Source organism: Nonomuraea sp. NPDC049486, from assembly GCF_040676925.1.
GTDB classification, from domain to species: Bacteria; Actinomycetota; Actinomycetes; order Streptosporangiales; family Streptosporangiaceae; genus Nonomuraea; species Nonomuraea ferruginea.
Genome location: NZ_JBFAPV010000004.1, coordinates 715,985 through 732,997, shown reverse-complemented (window position 1 = coordinate 732,997; position 17,013 = coordinate 715,985). Strand labels below are relative to the sequence as shown.

General features: G+C 72.4%; 17 protein-coding genes. 9 read left to right on the top strand and 8 right to left on the bottom strand.

Annotation, left to right across the window (positions count from 1 at the left end; translation table 11 throughout):
• Positions 1-113: 113 nt before the first annotated feature.
• The 4 genes from AB0K05_RS15950 (at position 114) to AB0K05_RS15935 (ending at position 4,031) form a co-directional block, all read left to right on the top strand.
• The gene (locus tag AB0K05_RS15950) at positions 114-1,163 is read left to right on the top strand and encodes a LacI family DNA-binding transcriptional regulator (protein WP_246640450.1); all 1,050 of its coding nucleotides are present in this window, start codon (positions 114-116) and stop codon (positions 1,161-1,163) included.
• Between the two features lie 121 nt (positions 1,164-1,284).
• Entirely contained in the window at positions 1,285-1,533 is a 249-nt protein-coding gene (locus AB0K05_RS15945) for a hypothetical protein (protein ID WP_148035189.1), read from the top strand.
• A gap of 54 nt (positions 1,534-1,587) precedes the next feature.
• Positions 1,588-2,442 carry an N-acetylmuramoyl-L-alanine amidase gene (locus tag AB0K05_RS15940; RefSeq protein WP_364229741.1) on the top strand — a complete coding sequence of 285 codons (855 nt, stop codon included), beginning with the start codon at positions 1,588-1,590 and terminating at the stop codon, positions 2,440-2,442.
• A complete protein-coding gene (locus AB0K05_RS15935; RefSeq protein ID WP_364229739.1) occupies positions 2,439-4,031 on the top strand; it encodes a beta-N-acetylhexosaminidase in 1,593 nt (530 codons plus the stop codon). The genes AB0K05_RS15940 and AB0K05_RS15935 overlap by 4 nt, the downstream gene beginning before the upstream one ends.
• Positions 4,032-4,035: 4 nt before the next feature.
• On the opposite strand, the gene AB0K05_RS15930 is transcribed toward AB0K05_RS15935, so the two are convergent.
• The 4 genes from AB0K05_RS15930 to AB0K05_RS15915 form a co-directional block, all read right to left on the bottom strand.
• The gene (locus AB0K05_RS15930; RefSeq protein ID WP_364229737.1) at positions 4,036-6,186 is read right to left on the bottom strand and encodes an ATP-dependent RecD-like DNA helicase; all 2,151 of its coding nucleotides are present in this window, start codon (positions 6,184-6,186) and stop codon (positions 4,036-4,038) included.
• Positions 6,187-6,252: 66 nt separating this feature from the next.
• Positions 6,253-6,807: a GNAT family protein gene (locus AB0K05_RS15925; RefSeq protein WP_364229735.1), complete on the bottom strand. Its 555-nt coding sequence runs from the start codon at positions 6,805-6,807 to the stop codon at positions 6,253-6,255.
• Positions 6,804-7,955 carry a quinone-dependent dihydroorotate dehydrogenase gene (locus AB0K05_RS15920; protein ID WP_271275682.1) on the bottom strand — a complete coding sequence of 384 codons (1,152 nt, stop codon included), beginning with the start codon at positions 7,953-7,955 and terminating at the stop codon, positions 6,804-6,806. The genes AB0K05_RS15925 and AB0K05_RS15920 overlap by 4 nt, the downstream gene beginning before the upstream one ends.
• A 6-nt stretch (positions 7,956-7,961) precedes the next feature.
• Positions 7,962-8,612, bottom strand: a complete 651-nt coding sequence (locus tag AB0K05_RS15915; protein ID WP_148035195.1) for a response regulator transcription factor — start codon at positions 8,610-8,612, stop codon at positions 7,962-7,964.
• A gap of 18 nt (positions 8,613-8,630) precedes the next feature.
• On the opposite strand from AB0K05_RS15915, the gene AB0K05_RS15910 reads away from it, so the two are divergent.
• The 4 genes from AB0K05_RS15910 (at position 8,631) to AB0K05_RS15895 (ending at position 12,216) form a co-directional block, all read left to right on the top strand.
• Positions 8,631-9,017 carry a tautomerase family protein gene (locus tag AB0K05_RS15910; RefSeq protein ID WP_364229732.1) on the top strand — a complete coding sequence of 129 codons (387 nt, stop codon included), beginning with the start codon at positions 8,631-8,633 and terminating at the stop codon, positions 9,015-9,017.
• 40 nt (positions 9,018-9,057) lie between these two features.
• On the top strand, positions 9,058-10,437 hold the full coding sequence (gene lpdA, locus AB0K05_RS15905; RefSeq protein ID WP_271275680.1) for a dihydrolipoyl dehydrogenase: 1,380 nt from the start codon (positions 9,058-9,060) through the stop codon (positions 10,435-10,437).
• 103 nt (positions 10,438-10,540) lie between these two features.
• A complete protein-coding gene (locus tag AB0K05_RS15900; RefSeq protein ID WP_364229730.1) occupies positions 10,541-11,770 on the top strand; it encodes an acyltransferase in 1,230 nt (409 codons plus the stop codon).
• Between the two features lie 53 nt (positions 11,771-11,823).
• Positions 11,824-12,216, top strand: coding sequence for a hypothetical protein (locus tag AB0K05_RS15895; protein WP_364229728.1), 393 nt, complete (start codon positions 11,824-11,826; stop codon positions 12,214-12,216).
• Here AB0K05_RS15895 and AB0K05_RS15890 read toward each other — a convergent pair.
• Positions 12,201-12,782: a hypothetical protein gene (locus tag AB0K05_RS15890; RefSeq protein ID WP_148035201.1), complete on the bottom strand. Its 582-nt coding sequence runs from the start codon at positions 12,780-12,782 to the stop codon at positions 12,201-12,203. The two genes, AB0K05_RS15895 and AB0K05_RS15890, sit on opposite strands and share 16 nt — an antisense overlap.
• 142 nt (positions 12,783-12,924) lie before the next feature.
• Between AB0K05_RS15890 and AB0K05_RS15885 the strand changes: the two genes are divergently transcribed.
• Positions 12,925-13,401, top strand: coding sequence for a hypothetical protein (locus AB0K05_RS15885; RefSeq protein ID WP_219546713.1), 477 nt, complete (start codon positions 12,925-12,927; stop codon positions 13,399-13,401).
• On the opposite strand, the gene AB0K05_RS15880 is transcribed toward AB0K05_RS15885, so the two are convergent.
• Genes AB0K05_RS15880 through AB0K05_RS15870 form a run of 3 tightly spaced genes read right to left on the bottom strand, consistent with a single transcriptional unit; the run spans position 13,386 to position 16,998 of the window.
• A complete protein-coding gene (locus AB0K05_RS15880) occupies positions 13,386-14,420 on the bottom strand; it encodes an ABC transporter ATP-binding protein (protein ID WP_364229726.1) in 1,035 nt (344 codons plus the stop codon). The two genes, AB0K05_RS15885 and AB0K05_RS15880, sit on opposite strands and share 16 nt — an antisense overlap.
• Entirely contained in the window at positions 14,417-15,952 is a 1,536-nt protein-coding gene (locus tag AB0K05_RS15875; protein ID WP_364229724.1) for an iron ABC transporter permease, read from the bottom strand. The genes AB0K05_RS15880 and AB0K05_RS15875 overlap by 4 nt, the downstream gene beginning before the upstream one ends.
• A 2-nt stretch (positions 15,953-15,954) precedes the next feature.
• A complete protein-coding gene (locus AB0K05_RS15870; protein ID WP_364229722.1) occupies positions 15,955-16,998 on the bottom strand; it encodes an iron ABC transporter substrate-binding protein in 1,044 nt (347 codons plus the stop codon).
• Positions 16,999-17,013: the final 15 nt, after the last annotated feature.

The following is a 17,013-nucleotide window of genomic DNA, read 5'->3' as shown; positions in this document are numbered from 1 at the left end:
GACCTGCGGACATCCGGGCAATGACGGGCTTCCGGAACCCAGGCCGTACCCTGCGGCGAACTCGATCGTTTGGTGGTACAGGTGCCCCAACATCCGCATCGCGGGGGAGACACATGCCAGGACCGCCAGTGAAGTCATCGACCATCACCGAGCTGAGAGAGGTAGACGCGCTGCCTCGACCAAGGCCCACCATCCGCAACGTCGCCGAGAGAGCCGGCGTCTCGAAATCGCTGGTCTCACTCGTGCTGCGCGGATCCCCGCACGTGAGCGAGCACCGGCGCCAGGCCGTGCTGCAGGCGGCCCGTGAACTCGGCTACCGGCCGAACGCCGTCGCGCGCAGCCTCGTGGAAGGCCGCACGCACCTCGTCGGCGCACTCGTCGCCGACCTGCACAACCCGTTCTACGCCGAGTTCCTCGACGGCCTGCAGGAGAGCCTGCACGGCGACGGGCTGCGCATGCTGATCGGCAACAGCCAGTGGGACCCGGCGTTCGAGGACGAGGCCGTGGAGGCCTTCCTGGAACTCCGGGTCGACGGGCTGGTGCTCTTAGGCATCGCGCCCACCAGCGAAACCCTGATCGAGGCGACCTCGTACACCCCGACGGTGGTCGTCGGGGAACGTGACATCGAGCTCGACGGCGTCGACATCGTGGTCGACGACGACCAGCACGGCGCGCGCCTGGCGATCGACCACCTGGTCGCGGCCGGGCACAAGCGCATCGCGCACATCGAGGGCCCGCGCCCCTCCCGCTGCGAGGGCTACCTCGTGGCCATGCGCAGGCACTCGCTGGCGCCCTACATCATGGTCGAGGCGGCGGACGCCTCGGAGGACGGCGGCAGGACGGCGGCACTCGCCCTGCTGACCCGCGAACCGAGGCCCACCGCCATTTTCGCCGCCAACGACGTGGTCGCGCTCGGCGTGCTGATCGCCGCGGCCGAGCTCGGCCTGCGGGTGCCGGAAGACCTCTCGGTGATCGGCTACGACAACACCCACCTGGCGGCGTCGGACCACATCTCCCTGACCTCGGTCGACCAGCCCCGGCGCGCGATGGGGCGGACGGCCGCGGCGCTGCTGAGCGATCGCATCTCCGAGCCGGCCAAGGCCGCCCGGCTACGCGAGGTGACACCAGAGCTGATCGTGCGGCGCAGCACGGGTCCTGCCTAAGAGGATGTCAAAGGTCGGTCAACACGCTCCGTGACGCCCCGCCCGGCGGTTAACTCGCCAGGGTCATGCTAATTGTGGCCGGACTTGCGGTCCGGCCACGATCTGATCCGGGGGGACAGCCATGCGTGATCCGGAACTGGTGTCGTGCGCCCAGCGTGCCGCGGCCGAGCTCGAGCGCGCCTGGGCGCAGTGGCGCGCCGGGCGGGGCCGGGGCACCGACGTCGGCGTGGAGTCCGTCGCCAGCTACGTCGCCCACTCGCTCGACCACCCGTGGGGCCGGCCCCGCGTCGTCCTCGGCCTGGACGCCGAGGACGCGCGGGAGCTGGCCGCCCTCCTCCAGCGTCAGGAGGTCGGCGAGCACGTGTGGTGAGCGGGTTCGCGGCGTTCCGCACCCCGCGGACGAGGTTGCCGTAAGTTGGAGCGCATGCGTGCGCTTCCCGCCTCTCTTCTCGCTGCCTGCGGCCTGGTCGCCTCCGCGTGCGGCGGCGCCGTTCCCGGTGCCCCCGTGGCGGACCAGATGGCGCGCCGGGACGCCGGGCCCACGTCGAGCGCCACGGCCGCCGAGCCCGCCCGGTCGGCCGGCTCGGCCCGGCCCGCCGAGAAGGCCCCCTCCGTGCGGCCGCTCGACGGCAGGGTCGTCGTCATCGACCCGGGACACAACGGAGGCAACGCCCGCGCCCCGAAGGAAATCAACCGCAAGGTCAACGTGCTGACCCAGTGGAAGGCCTGCGACACCACCGGCACCTCCACCAACAGCGGCTACTCCGAGGCGGCCTTCAACTGGGACGTGTCCACGCGCATGGCCAAGATCCTCAGGAGCCGCGGCGCGACGGTGAAGCTCACCCGCTCCAGCAACACCGGCGTCGGCCCGTGCATCACCGAGCGGGCCGCGATCGGCAACCGCAGCGAGGCCGACGCCGCGATCTCGGTCCACGCCGACGGCTCCAGCCCAGGAAACCGCGGCTTCCACGTCATCATGCCGAAGAAGATCGGCGGCCCGGTCGACCCCGTGGTGGGCGCCTCGGCCAGGCTGGGCAAGGCCGTGCGCGACGCCTTCCGCGAGGGCACCGGGCTGCCGTACTCCACCTACATCGGCAAGAAGGGGCTCGACTACCGCGGCGACCTGGGCGGGCTCAACCTGTCGACGGTGCCGAAGGTCTTCATCGAGGCCGGCAACATGCGCAACGCGGGTGAGGCGGCGAAGTTCCGCGACCCGGCGTTCCGCCAGAAGATCGCGCTGGCGCTGGCGAACGGCTTGCAGCACTATCTGAAGTCATGATCCCTCGCCCGAAGCTCAGCCGTCCCTTGTCCGCCTCCTACGAGCTGACCGCCGGGGCCGCCGTCTCGGGGCCGGCCGACCTGATCGGCGCCGTCCGCACCGCGATGCCGGGGCTGGACCTGCTGCCGGGCGACGACGGCGCGATCGACCTGCGGCTCGACCCCTCGCTCGGCGACGAGGCCTACCGGCTGACGGTGGGCTCGCGCGGCGTCGAGATCGCCGCCGGCGGCCGGGCGGGCGCGTTCTACGCCGCCCAGTCGCTGCGCCAGCTGCTGCCCGACGAGGCCTTCCGGTACGGTGCCGCGACGTCGTGGACCGTGCCCGGGGCGCGGATCGAGGACGAACCCCGCTTCCCGTGGCGCGGGCTCCACCTGGACGTGGCGCGCCACTTCTTCCCCAAGCGGGAGGTCATGCGGCTGGTCGACCTCATGGCGCTGCACAAGCTCAACCGCCTCCACCTCCACCTGGCCGACGACCAGGGCTGGCGGGTGGAGAGCCGGGCCTACCCGCTGCTGCACGAGATGTCCTCCCACCGGCCGCGCTCGGCCGTGCACCTGTACGGTCAGCCGGAGGCGTTCGACGGCATCCCGCACGGCGGCTACTACACCCTGGACGACCTGGCCGAGATCGCCGCCTACGCCCGCGACAGGGCGGTGACCGTGGTGCCGGAGATCGACGTGCCAGGGCACGCCTCGGCGATCCTGGCCGCCTACCCGTCGCTGGGCGCCACGGGCGAGCCGCATGACGTGCTCGACCGGTGGGGCATCTCCCCCGCCATCCTGTCGCCGCTGCCGCCGACGGTCGAGTTCCTCACCACGATCTTCGACGAGCTGCTGGGGGCGCTGGGCGAGACCCCCTACGTGCACATCGGCGGCGACGAGGTGGTGCTCGACCAGTGGGCCGCCTCGCCCGAGATCGACGCCTACCGCGAGTCGCTCGGCCTGGCCACGGTCAACGACCTGCAGGCGTGGTTCCTGCGGCGGCTGGCCGACGCGCTGGCCGAGCGGGGCAGCCGCGCGGTGGTGTGGGACGAGGCGTTCGTGAGCGGCGGGCTGCGGCCGGACACGGTCGTCATGCCGTGGCGCGGGCAGGGCGTGGCCCGCCGCGCCGCCGCCGCGGGCCACGACGTGGTGGCCACCTCGGTCTTCCCGCTCTACTTCGACTACGCGGAGGCGGCCTCGCCCGACGAGCCGCTGGCCATCGGCGAGACGATCACCGTGGCCGACGTGGCCGCGTTCGACCCCGCCCCGGACGACTGGGCTCCTCAGGAGCGTGAGCGGGTCATCGGCGTGCAGGCGCAGCTCTGGACGGAGCGCGTGCCCGACCCGCGCACCCTCGACTACCGGATGTGGCCCAGGGCGTGCGCGCTGGCCGACATCGCCTGGGGCGCCCAGGACGACTTCCCCGGACGCCTGGAGGCCCACCTGGGGCGGCTGGACGCGCTCGGCGTCGAGTATCGCCCGCCGGCCGGGCCGCACCCGTGGCAGCGCCGCAGGCCGCATCTCCCCGGCGTCATCCGGCTCGACGAGGTGATGGACCGCATCGAGGCCATGACCCACGACCCCGAGTCGACCCGGCCCAGCATCTGACCCGTCAGGCCAGCGCGAGGGCCAGCCGCTGCGGCAGCGCGGTGTTGCGTCTGCGGCCGAGGGTGTGGACCGCCATCTCCAGGGCCTCGCGCTGGCCCACCAGCACCACCCACGACTTGGCCCTGGTCACCAGCGTGTAGAGGAGGCTGCGGCGCAGCATGATGCCGCCCGACTCGGCGACGATCGGGGCGACCACGAACGGGTATTCGCTGCCCTGGGAGCGGTGCACGCTGATCGCGTACGCGTGGGTCAGCTCGTCGAGCTCGCCGAAGGCGTACTCGACCGTGCGGCCGTCGTCGGTGCGCAGCTCCACCAGCCGCTCGCGCTGGTCTACGGCGGTGACCGTGGCGGTCTCACCGTTGAAGACGCCCTTGTCGTAGTTGTTGCGGATGGGCAGGACCCGGTCGCCCGCCCGGTAGACCGAGGAGCCGTACCAGTGCTCGTCGACCCCGTCGCCCGGCGGGTTGAGCCGCTCCTGCAGGCGGCGGCCCAGCTCGACGGTGCCCGTGACGCCCTTACGCATCGGGCAGAGCACCTGCACCTGGTCGGGGCGGATGCCCTGCTTGCGGGGGATGGCCTCGGTGGCGAGGTGGATGACCCGGTCGGCCACCGCCTGCGGGTCGTCGAGCTCCTCGAACCAGAACCCGCCGCCGCCGGGCAGCCCGGGCAGCTCGCCGGCGCGCACGTGGTGGGCGGCCCTGACGATGCCGCTGCCCTGCGCCTGGCGGAAGATGTGGGTGAGGCGGACGCGCGGGATCTCCTCGACGCTCAGCAGGTCGGCCAGCACCCGGCCGGGGCCGATGCTGGGCAGCTGGTCGCTGTCGCCGACCAGCAGCAGGTGACTGCCGGACGGGACGGCCGACGCCAGCCGGGTGGCGAGCTGCAGGTCGAGCATGGACGCCTCGTCGACCACGATGAGGTCGGCCTCGACGGGCCGCTCCTGGAACAGCGCGCCGTCGTCCTCCGGCTGCTGGGCGAGCATGCGGTGGACGGTCATCGCGGGCAGCCCGGTCAGCTCCGACAGGCGCTTGGCCGCCTTGCCCGTGGGGGCGGTGAGCGTCACCCGGCCGCCCATCGCCCGCACGGTGGCGGCGATGGCGGCCACCGTGTGGCTCTTGCCGCAGCCCGGGCCGCCGGTCAGCACCGAGACCGTGCTGGTCAGCACCAGGTTGACCGCCGCGCGCTGGTCGTCGTGGAGCCGGTCGTCCTCCTGGAAGGGCCGCAGCCGCAGCTTGGACGGGGCGCGGGCGAGCCGGGCGAGGTGGCCGGCCAGCGCGACCTCGCGGCTGTGTTCCTGCTTGCCGTAGACGACCAGGCGGCCCGGGTCGGAGGGTGACGCCTCGACGACCACCCGGCGGTCGGCGTGGAGCGCGTCGACGGCCTGCCTGATCTTCGGCTCGTCCTGCTCGACCAGCGCGGCCACCTGGGCGACGAGCGCGCGCAGCGGCACGAAGCAGTGGCCGCCGCCGGCCGCGGCCGCCTCGATCCGGTCGACCACGGCCGCCTTGACGCGCTGCGGGCTGTCCTCGGGGACGCCGGAGCGCAGCGCGATGCGGTCGGCGCTCTGGAAGGCGATGCCGCGCACCCGGCCCACGAGCTGGTAGGGATCGGTGGTCAGGACACGCAGCGACTCGTCGCCGTACACCTGGTAGATCTTGGCGGCGAGCAGCGGGCTCACCCCGAAGCCCTGCAAGGCGACCATGAGGGCGGCGACGGCCTTCTGCTCGGCCCACGCCTCGACGATCTGGGCCTGACGGATGGCGCCGATGTTGACCACCTCGCGCAGCCGGCCGGGCTCGGTGTCGATGACCTTGAGCGTCTCCTCGCCGAAGTGGCTGACGATGGCGTGGGCCAGTCGCGGCCCGACGCCCCGGATGAGACCGGAGCCGAGGTAGAGGGCGATGGCGCGGACGGTCGAGGGCGCGATCCGCTCGCACCGGCGGACCTGCAGGCGGGCGCCGAAGCGGGGGTGCTCGCCCCACTCGCCGGCGAGCAGCAGCCGCTCCCCCGGCTGCGCCCCGGCCAGCGTCCGGCCGGAGGCGATGAAGGAGGGCAGGTCGTCGGCGCTCACCCGGGCGACGGTGTAGTCGTCGTCGCCGACGTGGACGAGCTGCTCGACCGTGACCTCGACCTCGTCGGGTCTCGCGCGCGCCACCACTCAACTCCCGGCCGTCGTGTCCGGCATCCGACGCTCGGACATTAGCCGCCCGTGCCGACAGTCCTACCCGGGCGGGCCGTCATGCAGGATCTTCTCGAAGAGCAGGTGGTCGCGCCACTCGCCGTCGATGTGCAGGTACTTCTCGGCCACGCCGATCTCGGTGAAGCCGCACTTGCGCAGCACGCGCTGGGAGCCGTGGTTGTCGAGGAGGGTGCCGGCCTGGAGGCGGTGCAGCCCCAGCGACTCTGCCGCGACGCGGCAGGCCTCCCGCACCGCGCCGGTGGCCAGGCCGCGGCCGTTGCGGGCGGCGTCGACCCAGTAGCCCAGGTGGCCGTTGCGGAAGGCGCCGAGCACGATGTCGTTCACGTTGAGGATGCCGACGATCAGCGGGCCGTCGGCGAGCACCCACGGGAACATCCGGTGCTCGTCGCGGATCTTGAGCATCTCCGCCACCCGTGCGGCCTGGCCCGCCGTGGTGAAGAACTCCTCCGTCCGCCTCGGCTCCCAGCGGCGCAGGTGGTCGCGGTTGCGACGGTACGCGTCCGCGAGCGGCTCGGCGTCGTCGAGCGCCAGCGGGCGCAGCACGACCCCGCCGCCGAGCTCCACCGGACCGGTCACCGCGAGTCGTCGGAGACCGTACGACCGGCCTCCGCGGAGTCGGGGACCGTGCGGCCGATCTCTCCGGATCCGGGGTCCGTACGGCGGGAATCCGCAGGGGCCGTGCGGCCGATTATGGCGGTGATGGACGTCAGGCGGTGGCGGCGGACGCGGCGGGAGAGCTGACGGTGGATGCGGGACGCCCACAGCGGGCCGCCGTAGATCCAGCCGGTGTAGCCCTGGACCAGGGTGGCGCCGGCCAGGAGGCGCTCCCAGACGTCGTCGACGTCCTCGACGCCGCCCACGGACACCAGGGTGAGCCGGTCGCCGACGCGGGCGCGCAGCCGCCGCAGCACCTCCAGCGAGCGGGCCTTGAGGGGGCGTCCGGACAGCCCGCCGGTGGGGCCGTCGTGCGCGATCGTGGTGTTGGTCGCGATGATGCCGTCGAGCCCCAGCTCCAGCGCCAGGTCCGCGACGGCGTCGACGTCGTCGTCGGCCAGGTCGGGCGCGATCTTGACGAGCAGCGGGGTGCGCCGCGGCGTGCTGTCGCAGACCTCCTTGACCGCGGTCAGCAGGGGCCGCAGCAGCGACACCGCCTGGAGGTCGCGCAGGCCGGGCGTGTTGGGCGAGCTGACGTTGACCACCAGGTAGTCGGCCGGCGGCGCCAGCTCCTTGGCGCTGGTGACGTAGTCGGCGGCCGCCTCGGACTCGGGCACGACCTTGGTCTTGCCGATGTTGACGCCGACCACGGCGGGCACCCCACGGGTGCGGCGCAGGCGGCGGGCGGCGGCCGGGGCTCCGGCGTTGTTGAAGCCCATCCTGTTGACCACCGCGCGCTCGCGTACGAGCCTGAACAGCCGCGGGCGCGGGTTGCCCGGCTGCGCGTGCGCGGTGATCGTGCCGACCTCGACGTGCGAGAAGCCGAGCGCGGCCACGGCCTCCGCGCAGGCGGCGTCCTTGTCGAAGCCGGCGGCCAGCCCGAGCGGGCCGGGGAAGTGCACGCCGAACGCGGTGATCCGCAGCGCCGGGTCGTGCGGGGCGAGCGCCCTGTGGAGCAGGCGCTTGAGCAGGGGCAGTCTGGCGACCAACGCCAGCCCCCTGACGGTCCGGTGGTGCACGGCCTCGGCGTCGAACCGCCGCAAGACCTGCGTGAACACGAGGCGATACATCACGTGTCAGGCTACCAATCCCGCCTCGTAGGCGATGATCGCCGCCTGGACCCGGTTGCGGACGCCCAGCCGGGTGAGTATCGCGCTCACGTACGCCTTCACCGTGCCCTCGACGATGTGCAGGCGGCCGGCGATCTCCGCGTTCGACAGCCCGGCGCCGACCAGGGCCAGCACCTCGCGCTCGCGCTCGGTCAGCGACTCCAGCCGGTCGCGGGCGTGCGCGCCGCGCGCCATCCGGCCGCCGGCGAGCTGGGCGATCACCCGGTGGGCGACCTTCGGTGAGAGGTAGGCCGCGCCGCCGGCCACCGCGTGCACGCCCGCGATCAGCTCGCGCGGGTCGCCCGACTTGAGCAGGAAGCCGCTCGCGCCCACTTCCAGCGCCTTGGCGATGTAGTCGTCCTCGCCGAACGTGGTCAGCATCACCACCGCCGTGCCCGGCGCCGCCCTGCGCATCTCGGCCGCCGCGGCCAGCCCGTCGAGCACCGGCATGCGGATGTCGAGCAGCGCGACGTCCGGGTGGTGGCTGATCGCCAGGTCGACCGCCTCGCGTCCGTCGCCGGCCTCGGCCACCACGTCGAGCTTCGGGTCGGACGCCAGGATGGCCCGCACCCCGGCGCGCATCATGGCCTCGTCGTCGGCCAGCAGTATGCGGATCACGGTTCTATAGTGACCGACATGGCTCAGGTGAAGGTCTACGGGCGGCGTGAGGTGTGGGCGGGGCGGCAGCGGGAGGTCTCCGACCTGCTCCAGGGATGCCTGGTCGAGGCGTGGGGGCTGCCCGAGGGCAAGCGGTTCCACCGGTTCCTGCTGCTGGACGCCGACGACCTCATCTGTCCGCGGCGTTCCGGCTCGTACCTGATCATCGAGATCGTCTGCTTCACCGGCCGCAGCGACGACGCCAAGCGCGCGCTCATCCGGACGATCTACGAGCGGCTCCCGTACGAGCCAGAAGACGTGGAAATCACAATCATCGAGATGCCGCAGGTCAACTGGGGTATTCGGGGCAAGGTCGCCGACGAGCTGACACTGCCCTACCAGGTGGACGTCCAGCCGCGGGGGTGACGGTCAGGTGAGCCCTCCGGCGAGCGGTATGGTCCGAACCATGAGCACTCACTACGACGTCGTGGTCCTGGGCGCGGGTCCGGGAGGATACACGGCCGCCGTACGCGCCTCCCAGCTCGGGCTGCGCACGGCGGTCATCGAGGAGAAGTACTGGGGTGGCGTCTGCCTGAACGTGGGCTGCATCCCGTCCAAGGCGCTGCTGCGCAACGCCGAGCTGGCCCACATCTTCACCAAGGAGGCCAAGACCTTCGGCATCCAGGGTGACGTCACGTTCGACTACGGCGCCGCCTTCACGCGCAGCCGCAAGGTCGCGGACGGCCGGGTCAAGGGCATCCACTACCTGATGAAGAAGAACTCCATCACGGAGTACGACGGGCGCGGCACGTTCCTCGACGCCAACACCATCCAGGTGAACGACGAGACGATCACCTTCGACAACTGCATCATCGCCGCCGGCGCGACCACCAGGCTGATCCCCGGCACGTCGCTGTCGGACCGGGTGGTGACGTACGAGGAGCAGATCCTCTCGGAGGACCTGCCCGGCAGCGTCATCATCGCGGGCGCGGGCGCCATCGGCGTGGAGTTCGCCTACGTGCTCCACAACTACGGCGTCAAGGTCACGATCGTGGAGTTCCTCGACCGGATCGTGCCGCTGGAGGACGAGGAGGTCTCGGCCGAGCTGACCAAGCGCTACAAGCGGCTCGGCATCGAGCTGCACACCTCCACCAAGGTGGAGAACATCGAGGACACCGGCTCCTCGGTCAAGGTGACCGTGTCGCGCGACGGGCAGCAGCAGGTGCTGGAGGCCGACAAGGTGCTCCAGGCGATCGGCTTCCAGCCGCGCGTCGACGGCTACGGCCTGGAGAAGACCGGCGTCGAGCTGACCGACAGGGGCGCGATCGCGGTCGACGGCCGCCTGCGCACCAACGTGCCGCACATCTACGCGATCGGCGACGTCACCGCCAAGCTCATGCTGGCGCACGCGGCCGAGTCGATGGGCATGATCGCCGCCGAGACCATCGCGGGCGCCGAGACCATGGAGCTCGACTACGTGATGATCCCGCGCGCCACCTACTGCCAGCCGCAGGTGGCCAGCTTCGGCTACACCGAGGCGCAGGCCCGCGACCTGGGCCACGACGTCAAGGTGGTCAAGTTCCCGTTCACCGCCAACGGCAAGGCGCACGGCCTGGGCGACGCGAACGGCTTCGTGAAGATCGTCAGTGACAACGAGCACGGCGAGCTGCTCGGCGCCCACCTGATCGGCCCCGAGGTCACCGAGCTGCTGCCCGAGCTGACGCTGGCCCAGCAGTGGGACCTGACGGTGCACGAGGTGGCCCGCAACGTGCACGCCCACCCGACGCTGGGCGAGGCGGTCAAGGAGGCGATCCACGGCCTGGCCGGCCACATGATCAACATGTGACCCTGAACGGGTGATCGGTATGGGCGGGACAACTCCCGCCCTTCGCTCGATCTTCTACGGTTCCGGCCAAAAGGGGCGTACCACGCGGTAGCCTCGGGCCTCGATGGCCAATTCCACCGGGACCCGGGAGACCCTCGCGCCCGTTCCTCCTCGCGAGAGCCGCCTGGGCTGGCTGGACGCGCTGCGCGCCGTCGCCGCGCTCGTGGTGGTGTACGAGCACGCGCTCAACCCGCTCTACCCGGAGCTGCGCGCCGTCACCGGGCCCTGGTTCGACGCAGGGATCTATGGCGTCATGGTGTTCTTCCTGGTGAGCGGTTACGTGATCCCCGCCTCGCTGGAGCGGCGGGGCAGCGTGGCCGGGTTCTGGGCCGGCCGGTTCTTCCGGCTCTACCCGCTGTGGGCGGTGGCCGTGGCGGCGGCCCTGCTGCTGGCCGTCTCCGGCGTCGACCCGATGCACGTCTGGCTCACCGACCGGCCGGCGTCGGCGGTGCTCGGGCATCTGACCATGCTGCAGGACCTGCTCAACGTGCCGAACGTGCTCAACGTGCTCTGGACGCTCTCGTACGAGATGGCCTTCTACCTCCTGGTCACCGCCCTGTACGTGGCCGGGGTGCACCGGCGCAGCGCGGAGGTCGCGTTCGGGTTCGGGGCCGCGGCCGTGCTGCTGGGCGGGGTGCTGCCGTCGGTGCTGCTGTCGCGCGGGGCCGGGGCGACGCTCGGCACCGTGCTCGCCGTGATCGCGCTGGTGGGGTGCGGGCTGGCGGGGGTGCTGAGCGGGCGTCCTGGTGCGCGGCGGGCCGGGGCGCTGGTGCTCGGGGTGGTGGTGCTCGGGCTGATCCTGGTGAACGGGCGGATCCCGGCCTGGCAGAGCCTGACGATTCTCGCCACCATGTTCGCCGGCACGGCCCTGTACCGGGTGCGGGACGGGCAGGTCGCGCCGTGGCGGGCGGCAGCGCTGGCGGGGAGCGTGCCGGTCGCGGCCGTGGCGGCGGCGCTCTGGCACGGCGACGGCGTCCCGTGGCCGTGGGTGAGTGCGGTGCCGGCGGCGTGGGCCACGTTCGCGGCCGGGATGCTGCTGGCCCGGCGGCGGGTGCCGGCGTGGTGGGCGTGGCTGGGCATGGTGAGCTACTCGGTCTACCTGCTGCACCCGATCCTGCTGGAGATCGTGGACGGGCTGCTGGCGGATCCGGCCGCCGTCGCGTGGCCGTACCGGGCCGGGCTGGGCGTGGTGGTGCTGGGGGCGCTGCTCGGCTGCGCGGCGCTGACGTACCGGCTGGTGGAGGCGCCCGCCCAGCGCGCGGGCAAGCGGATCGCGGCGAGGTTCGTGAAGTAGGAAGCGTTCGCAAAGCCTCGGATGAGGGAGGTCGGGGCGGCTACGGTCATGCCATGGACGAAGCCACCCCCATGCCCAGGCCGGTTCGGACCGCTCGGATCCTGCTCTGGATCTATATCGTGGTGATGGCCCTGGTCGCCGGCCTCATCCTCTTCTTCGCGGGGTCCGCCCCGGCCGGGGTGGACACCTCGCAGATCTACCTGATCACGGGGTGGAGCGCCGCCCTCCTCGCGCTCACGGCCTTCCTGACGGTCAAGCTGACCGCCCGCAGGCGCTGGGCCCGCTTCGGCCTCATCGCGATCATGGCGATGAACGTCCTGGGCTACCTTGCCAACCTGGCCGCGGGCGGCGGGCTGAGCCTTCCGGCCATCGTGGGGCTCGGCCTGGCGATCGGGGTGATCGTCCACCTCTTCCGTCACGACAGCAGGGCCTACCTCGACCAGTAGCGGGCCATCTTGGCGGCCATCTTCGCGGCGTCCGCCCGGTGCCTGGCCAGGGTGCGCAGCGGCTTGGCGTCGTTGTGCATGTCCCAGTAGATCGCCACGGCGGAGCCCTCGCGCACGGCGACGAACTTCTGCGTCTGCGGGATCGGCGCCTTCTTCGTGGGCCGGATCGTCCGCGCCGCCTGCAGCGCCTCGTCGCCGATGCGCGGCTTGCCCACCTTGACCGTCTTGCCGCACTGCCTGAGCAGGGCGCGCATCCGGTCCATCATCTTCCCCGCGCCCTTGGCACTGGCGAACACGAACAGCTGCTCGCCGCGCCTGCGGTCGGTGCGCTCACCGCCGCCGATCTTCGTGTCGTACGAGACCTCGCGGCTCTCCTTCCACCCGGAGAGCATCACGGGGCTGCACTGGATGTTCCACACGTCCTCCGCCCCGTCCAGGCCGAGGATCCAGTGCTCGTCGTCCTGCCGGGCCTGCTTCTCGTACAGCAGGAAGTCCTTCGGGATGGCGGGCGCCTGCGCGGGCGCCATCAGCGCACCGGCCACCACCAACGCGATCGTCTTCAGCATGGGTGGACGCTACCGGACCTGATCAACAGAGATGGCCGCTACGGGGCAAGAATGTTGAAAGCGGCGGATTCCACCCGGCAAGGGGGTTGAAAGCGGGGCGGCGCACAGTGCGGTCAGGAAAACTTGAGAAAGGACCGCACCGATGTCGCTCTCCCGCCCCGTCGCCGTTCTCGCCCTCGCCGCAGGCACCCTTCTCGCGATCGCCCCCGCCGCCCAGGCCGCGACCGCCACCACCGAAGCCGCCGCCCCGTGGGGCCCGCGTTACGCTCCCGGCCAGAAGGCCAAGGCCGTCGGCACGCTGACCGCCAAGGGCGAGGACCACGCGGACCTTCCCACCGCCGACACCGTGAAGATCACCGGCAAGGTCTACGACTACGCCGCCTCGTCCAAGGTCTGCGGCTGGGCCGTGTTCCGCATCACCTACCGGGACGGGAACCAGCTGCCGCACAAGCACCGCAGCGTCCGCGACTGCACGTACCGGACGGCGAAGAGCTTCTCGTTCACCGACAGCGACGTCTACCAGGTCGAGCTCAAGGTCTGCGCCGAGGGCAAGCGGTCCAAGCCGTCACTCAACTGCCTGTACGCCGGCACCTGGAAGACCCTCTACCTGTCCAAGTGACCCCCGCGCCACACCCGGCACGCCCCCTCGACCCGCACCGACACCGCCGAGCCGGCGGCGACCGGGACGGCGTGGCCGGGCACGCGGGCGGTGACGCGGGTGCCGTCCGCCAGCAGGAGCGCGACGGTGGCGTCGTGGCCGTGGAAGTCGTGGCCGGTCACGGTGGCCGACACGCCGGGCCCTTCCGTGAGCACGATCTGCTCGGGCCGCACCATGACCGTCAGCTCGCCCGTACCGCCGGGGACCCGGTCCGCGGCGACCGGGCCGAGCGGCGTCAGCAGGTCGAGGCCGGTCGCCGGGAGGAACACGGCCTCGCCCACGAAGGCCGCCACCCACGGGTCGGCCGGCTCGCGGTAGAGCTCGACGGGAGGACCGCTCTGCAGGACGCGGCCGTCGCGCATCACCGCCACCTGGTCGGCGACGGACAGCGCCTCGTTCTGGTCGTGGGTGACCAGGATGCCGGTCGCCTTGTCGGCCCGCAGCGCGGCCCGCACGTCCCTGCGCAGGTCGGCGCGGAGCCCGGCGTCGAGCGCGCTGAACGGCTCGTCGAGCAGGATGACCGAGGGCCGCGGCGCCAGGGCGCGGGCCACGGCGACCCGCTGCTGCTGGCCTCCGGACAGGTGGTGGGGCATCCGGTCGCCGTACCCGGCCAGGCCGACCAGGTCGAGCACCTCCTCGGCCCGGCCTGAGCGGCGCTCCTCGCGGGTCAGCCCGTACGCGACGTTGTCCCGTACGGACAGATGGGGGAAGAGCGCGCCCTCCTGCGGGACCGTGACGACGTGCCGCCGCTCGGGCGGCGTGTGCGTGCCCGGCCCGGCGACCACGCGGCCGTCGACGGAGATCTCGCCGGCGTCGAGCCGTTCGAAGCCCGCCACGCACCGCAGCAGCGTGGTCTTGCCGCAGCCGGACGGGCCGAGCACGGCGGTGAGGGTGCCGCCGGGCACGGCGAGGTCCGCACCGCCGAGCGCGGTCACCGCGCCGTAGCGCTTGACGAGTCCCCGCAGGTCCAACTGGCTCATCGTGAGGTTTCCGCGGTGAGTATGCCGGTGCGCGCGGTGAGCAGCCACGCGGGCACCGATGACAGCAGCACGAGCAGCGCCGCGTAAGGGGCCGCCGCCGCGTACGCGGCCACGGTGGTGTGCGTCCACAGCTCGGTGGCCAGGGTGTCGACGCCCGTCGGCCGCAGCAGCAGCGTGGCGGGCAGCTCCTTCATGCAGGTCAGGAAGACCAGCGCGGCGCCCGCGCCGATGCCGGGCAGGACGAGGGGCAGCGTCACCGTGCGCAGCACGGCCACCGGCCCGCGCCCGAGCGAGCGGGCCACGTCCTCCAGCACCGGCGGCGCCTGCGCGGCGGCCCCGGCGACGGCGGCGAGGGCGAGCGGCAGGAACAGGGCGGCGTAGCCGAGCGCCAGCAGCCAGGTCGTCTGGTAGAGCGGGTACGCGAGCGTGACCCCGAACGACACCAGCGACAGCCCGATCACCACGCCCGGCAGCGCGTGGCTGACGTAGGCGAGCCGGTCGAGCAGGGTCGCGACAGGTCCAGGAGCCTTGGCCGTCAGCAGGCCGAGCGGCAGCGCGAGCGCCATGGTGAGCGCGGCCCCGGCCAGTGACAGCCAGAGCGAGTTGCCCATGGCGGCGGCCACCTCCGCCCAGGCGCCCGGACGGGAGACGCCCTGGAGCATCCGGAGGCCGAGGCTGAGCGCGGTGACGCCGAGCGCGAGCCCCGCCAGCACGGCCAGCGCGGCGGCGGCGGGCCAGCGGGCCCGCCCGAGCCGCTGCCTGGCCGCGGTCCTGCGGGTGCCGCCGAGGTGCGCGTACCGGGCGCCGCGGCGGCGGGTGACGGTCTCCCCCGCGAGCACCAGCATGGTCAGCACCACCAGCACGGTGGACAGCACCAGCGCGCCGGTGCGGTCGAAGCCCAGGTCGAAGGCGACGAACACGGCCCGGGTGAAGGTGTCGGCGCGCACGATCGACACCGCGCCGAAGTCCGACAGCACGTACAGCGCCACCAGCAGCGCCCCGCCGGCGTAGGCGGGCCTGATCTGCCGCAGCGTCACGCCGGTGAACGTGCGCCACGCGCTCCTGCCGAGCGAGCGCGACACCTCCTGCTGCGACGGGTCCGCGTTGACGAGCGCCGCCGCGACGGGCAGGAAGACGTACGGGTACGAGCAGAGGGTCAGCACCAGCGCGGCCGCCCAGAAGCCCTCGAACCCGTCCACCGACGACCGCCAGGCGAACGCGGCGATGTAGGTGGGCACGGCCAGCGGCAGCGCCGCCAGCACCGCGAACAGCCGCCTGCCCGGCAGGTCGGTGCGTACGACGAGGAACGCCGACGCCACGCCCAGGACGGTGCAGGCCACGGTCACGACGGCCGCCAGGCCCACGGTCAGGACGGCCAGCCGGGCCGTCCTGGCGGTGAGCACCTCCTCCGCGATCCGCGCCCATCCGGCCTCGGCCGTCCTGACCGTCAGGTAGGCCACCGGGACGAGCGCGACCGCCACCGTCACCACCGAGAGGGCGAGCAGCAGCGGCCGGCGCGTGCGCGTGCGCATCACTACGGGACGAGCCCCGATTCCTTGATCAGCGCGATCGTGGCCTCCAGCTCGTCGAGGTCGTTGAGGTCCACGTCGGGCGCGGTCAGCTGGTCGAGCGGCGGCACGAACGCGGGCGGGGCCACGCCGTCCACGACCGGGTACTCGTACGTCTGCTCGGCGAAGTACTTCTGCGCGTCCGCGCCGAGCAGGTACGTGACGAACGCCCGCACGTCGGGGTCCTCGGCGGCCTTCTTGAGCACGCCCACCCCGGCCACGTTCACCAGCGCGCCGGTGTCGCCGCCGGGGAAGAAGTGCAGCTTGGCCTTGAGCGTGTCCGGCGTGGTGCCGCGCTCCTTGGCCAGCTCGCCCAGGTAGTAGTGGTTGATGAGGCCGATGGCGATCTTGCCTCCGTCGACCTCCTCCAGGATCGGGCCGTTGCCCTCGCGGATCTGCGGTTCGTTGGCCTGGAGCCCGGTCAGGAACTCCTTGGCCTTCTCCTCGCCGTGCTGGACCCGGATCGCGGTCACGAACGCCTGGAAGGAGGCGTTGGTCGGGGCCACGCCGACCTTGCCCTTCCACTCCGGCTTCGTGAGGTCGAAGACCGACGCGGGCAGGTCCGCCTCTTGTACGAGGTCGGGGTTGTAGACCAGGACCCGCGAGCGGGCGGTGACGCCGACCCACTCCTTGCTGCCGGCCCGGTACGTCTCGGGCACCTTGCCGGTCAGGTCGTCGGGCAGCGGGGCGAACATGCCCTGCTTGGCCACCGCGCCCAGCGCACCCGCGTCCTGGGCGAAGAACGCGTCGGCGGGCGAGCGGTCTCCCTCCTCCAGGAGCTGGCCGGCCATGGCGGCGGTGTTGCCGTACCTGGCCTCGACGGTGATGCCACTCTCTTGGCTGAAACGTTCCAGAAGCGGCTTGACCAGCGACTCGCTGCGCCCGCTGTAAACGGTGATCTTCTTGTCTCCACCGGAGGCGGAGTCGCTCTCGGGCGCGCCACCACAGGCGGCCGGCCCGAGCACCAACGCGCTCGCGAGCAGCACGGTCAGAGTGAGGGGACGTCTCATGAGGCGTTAGCTTAG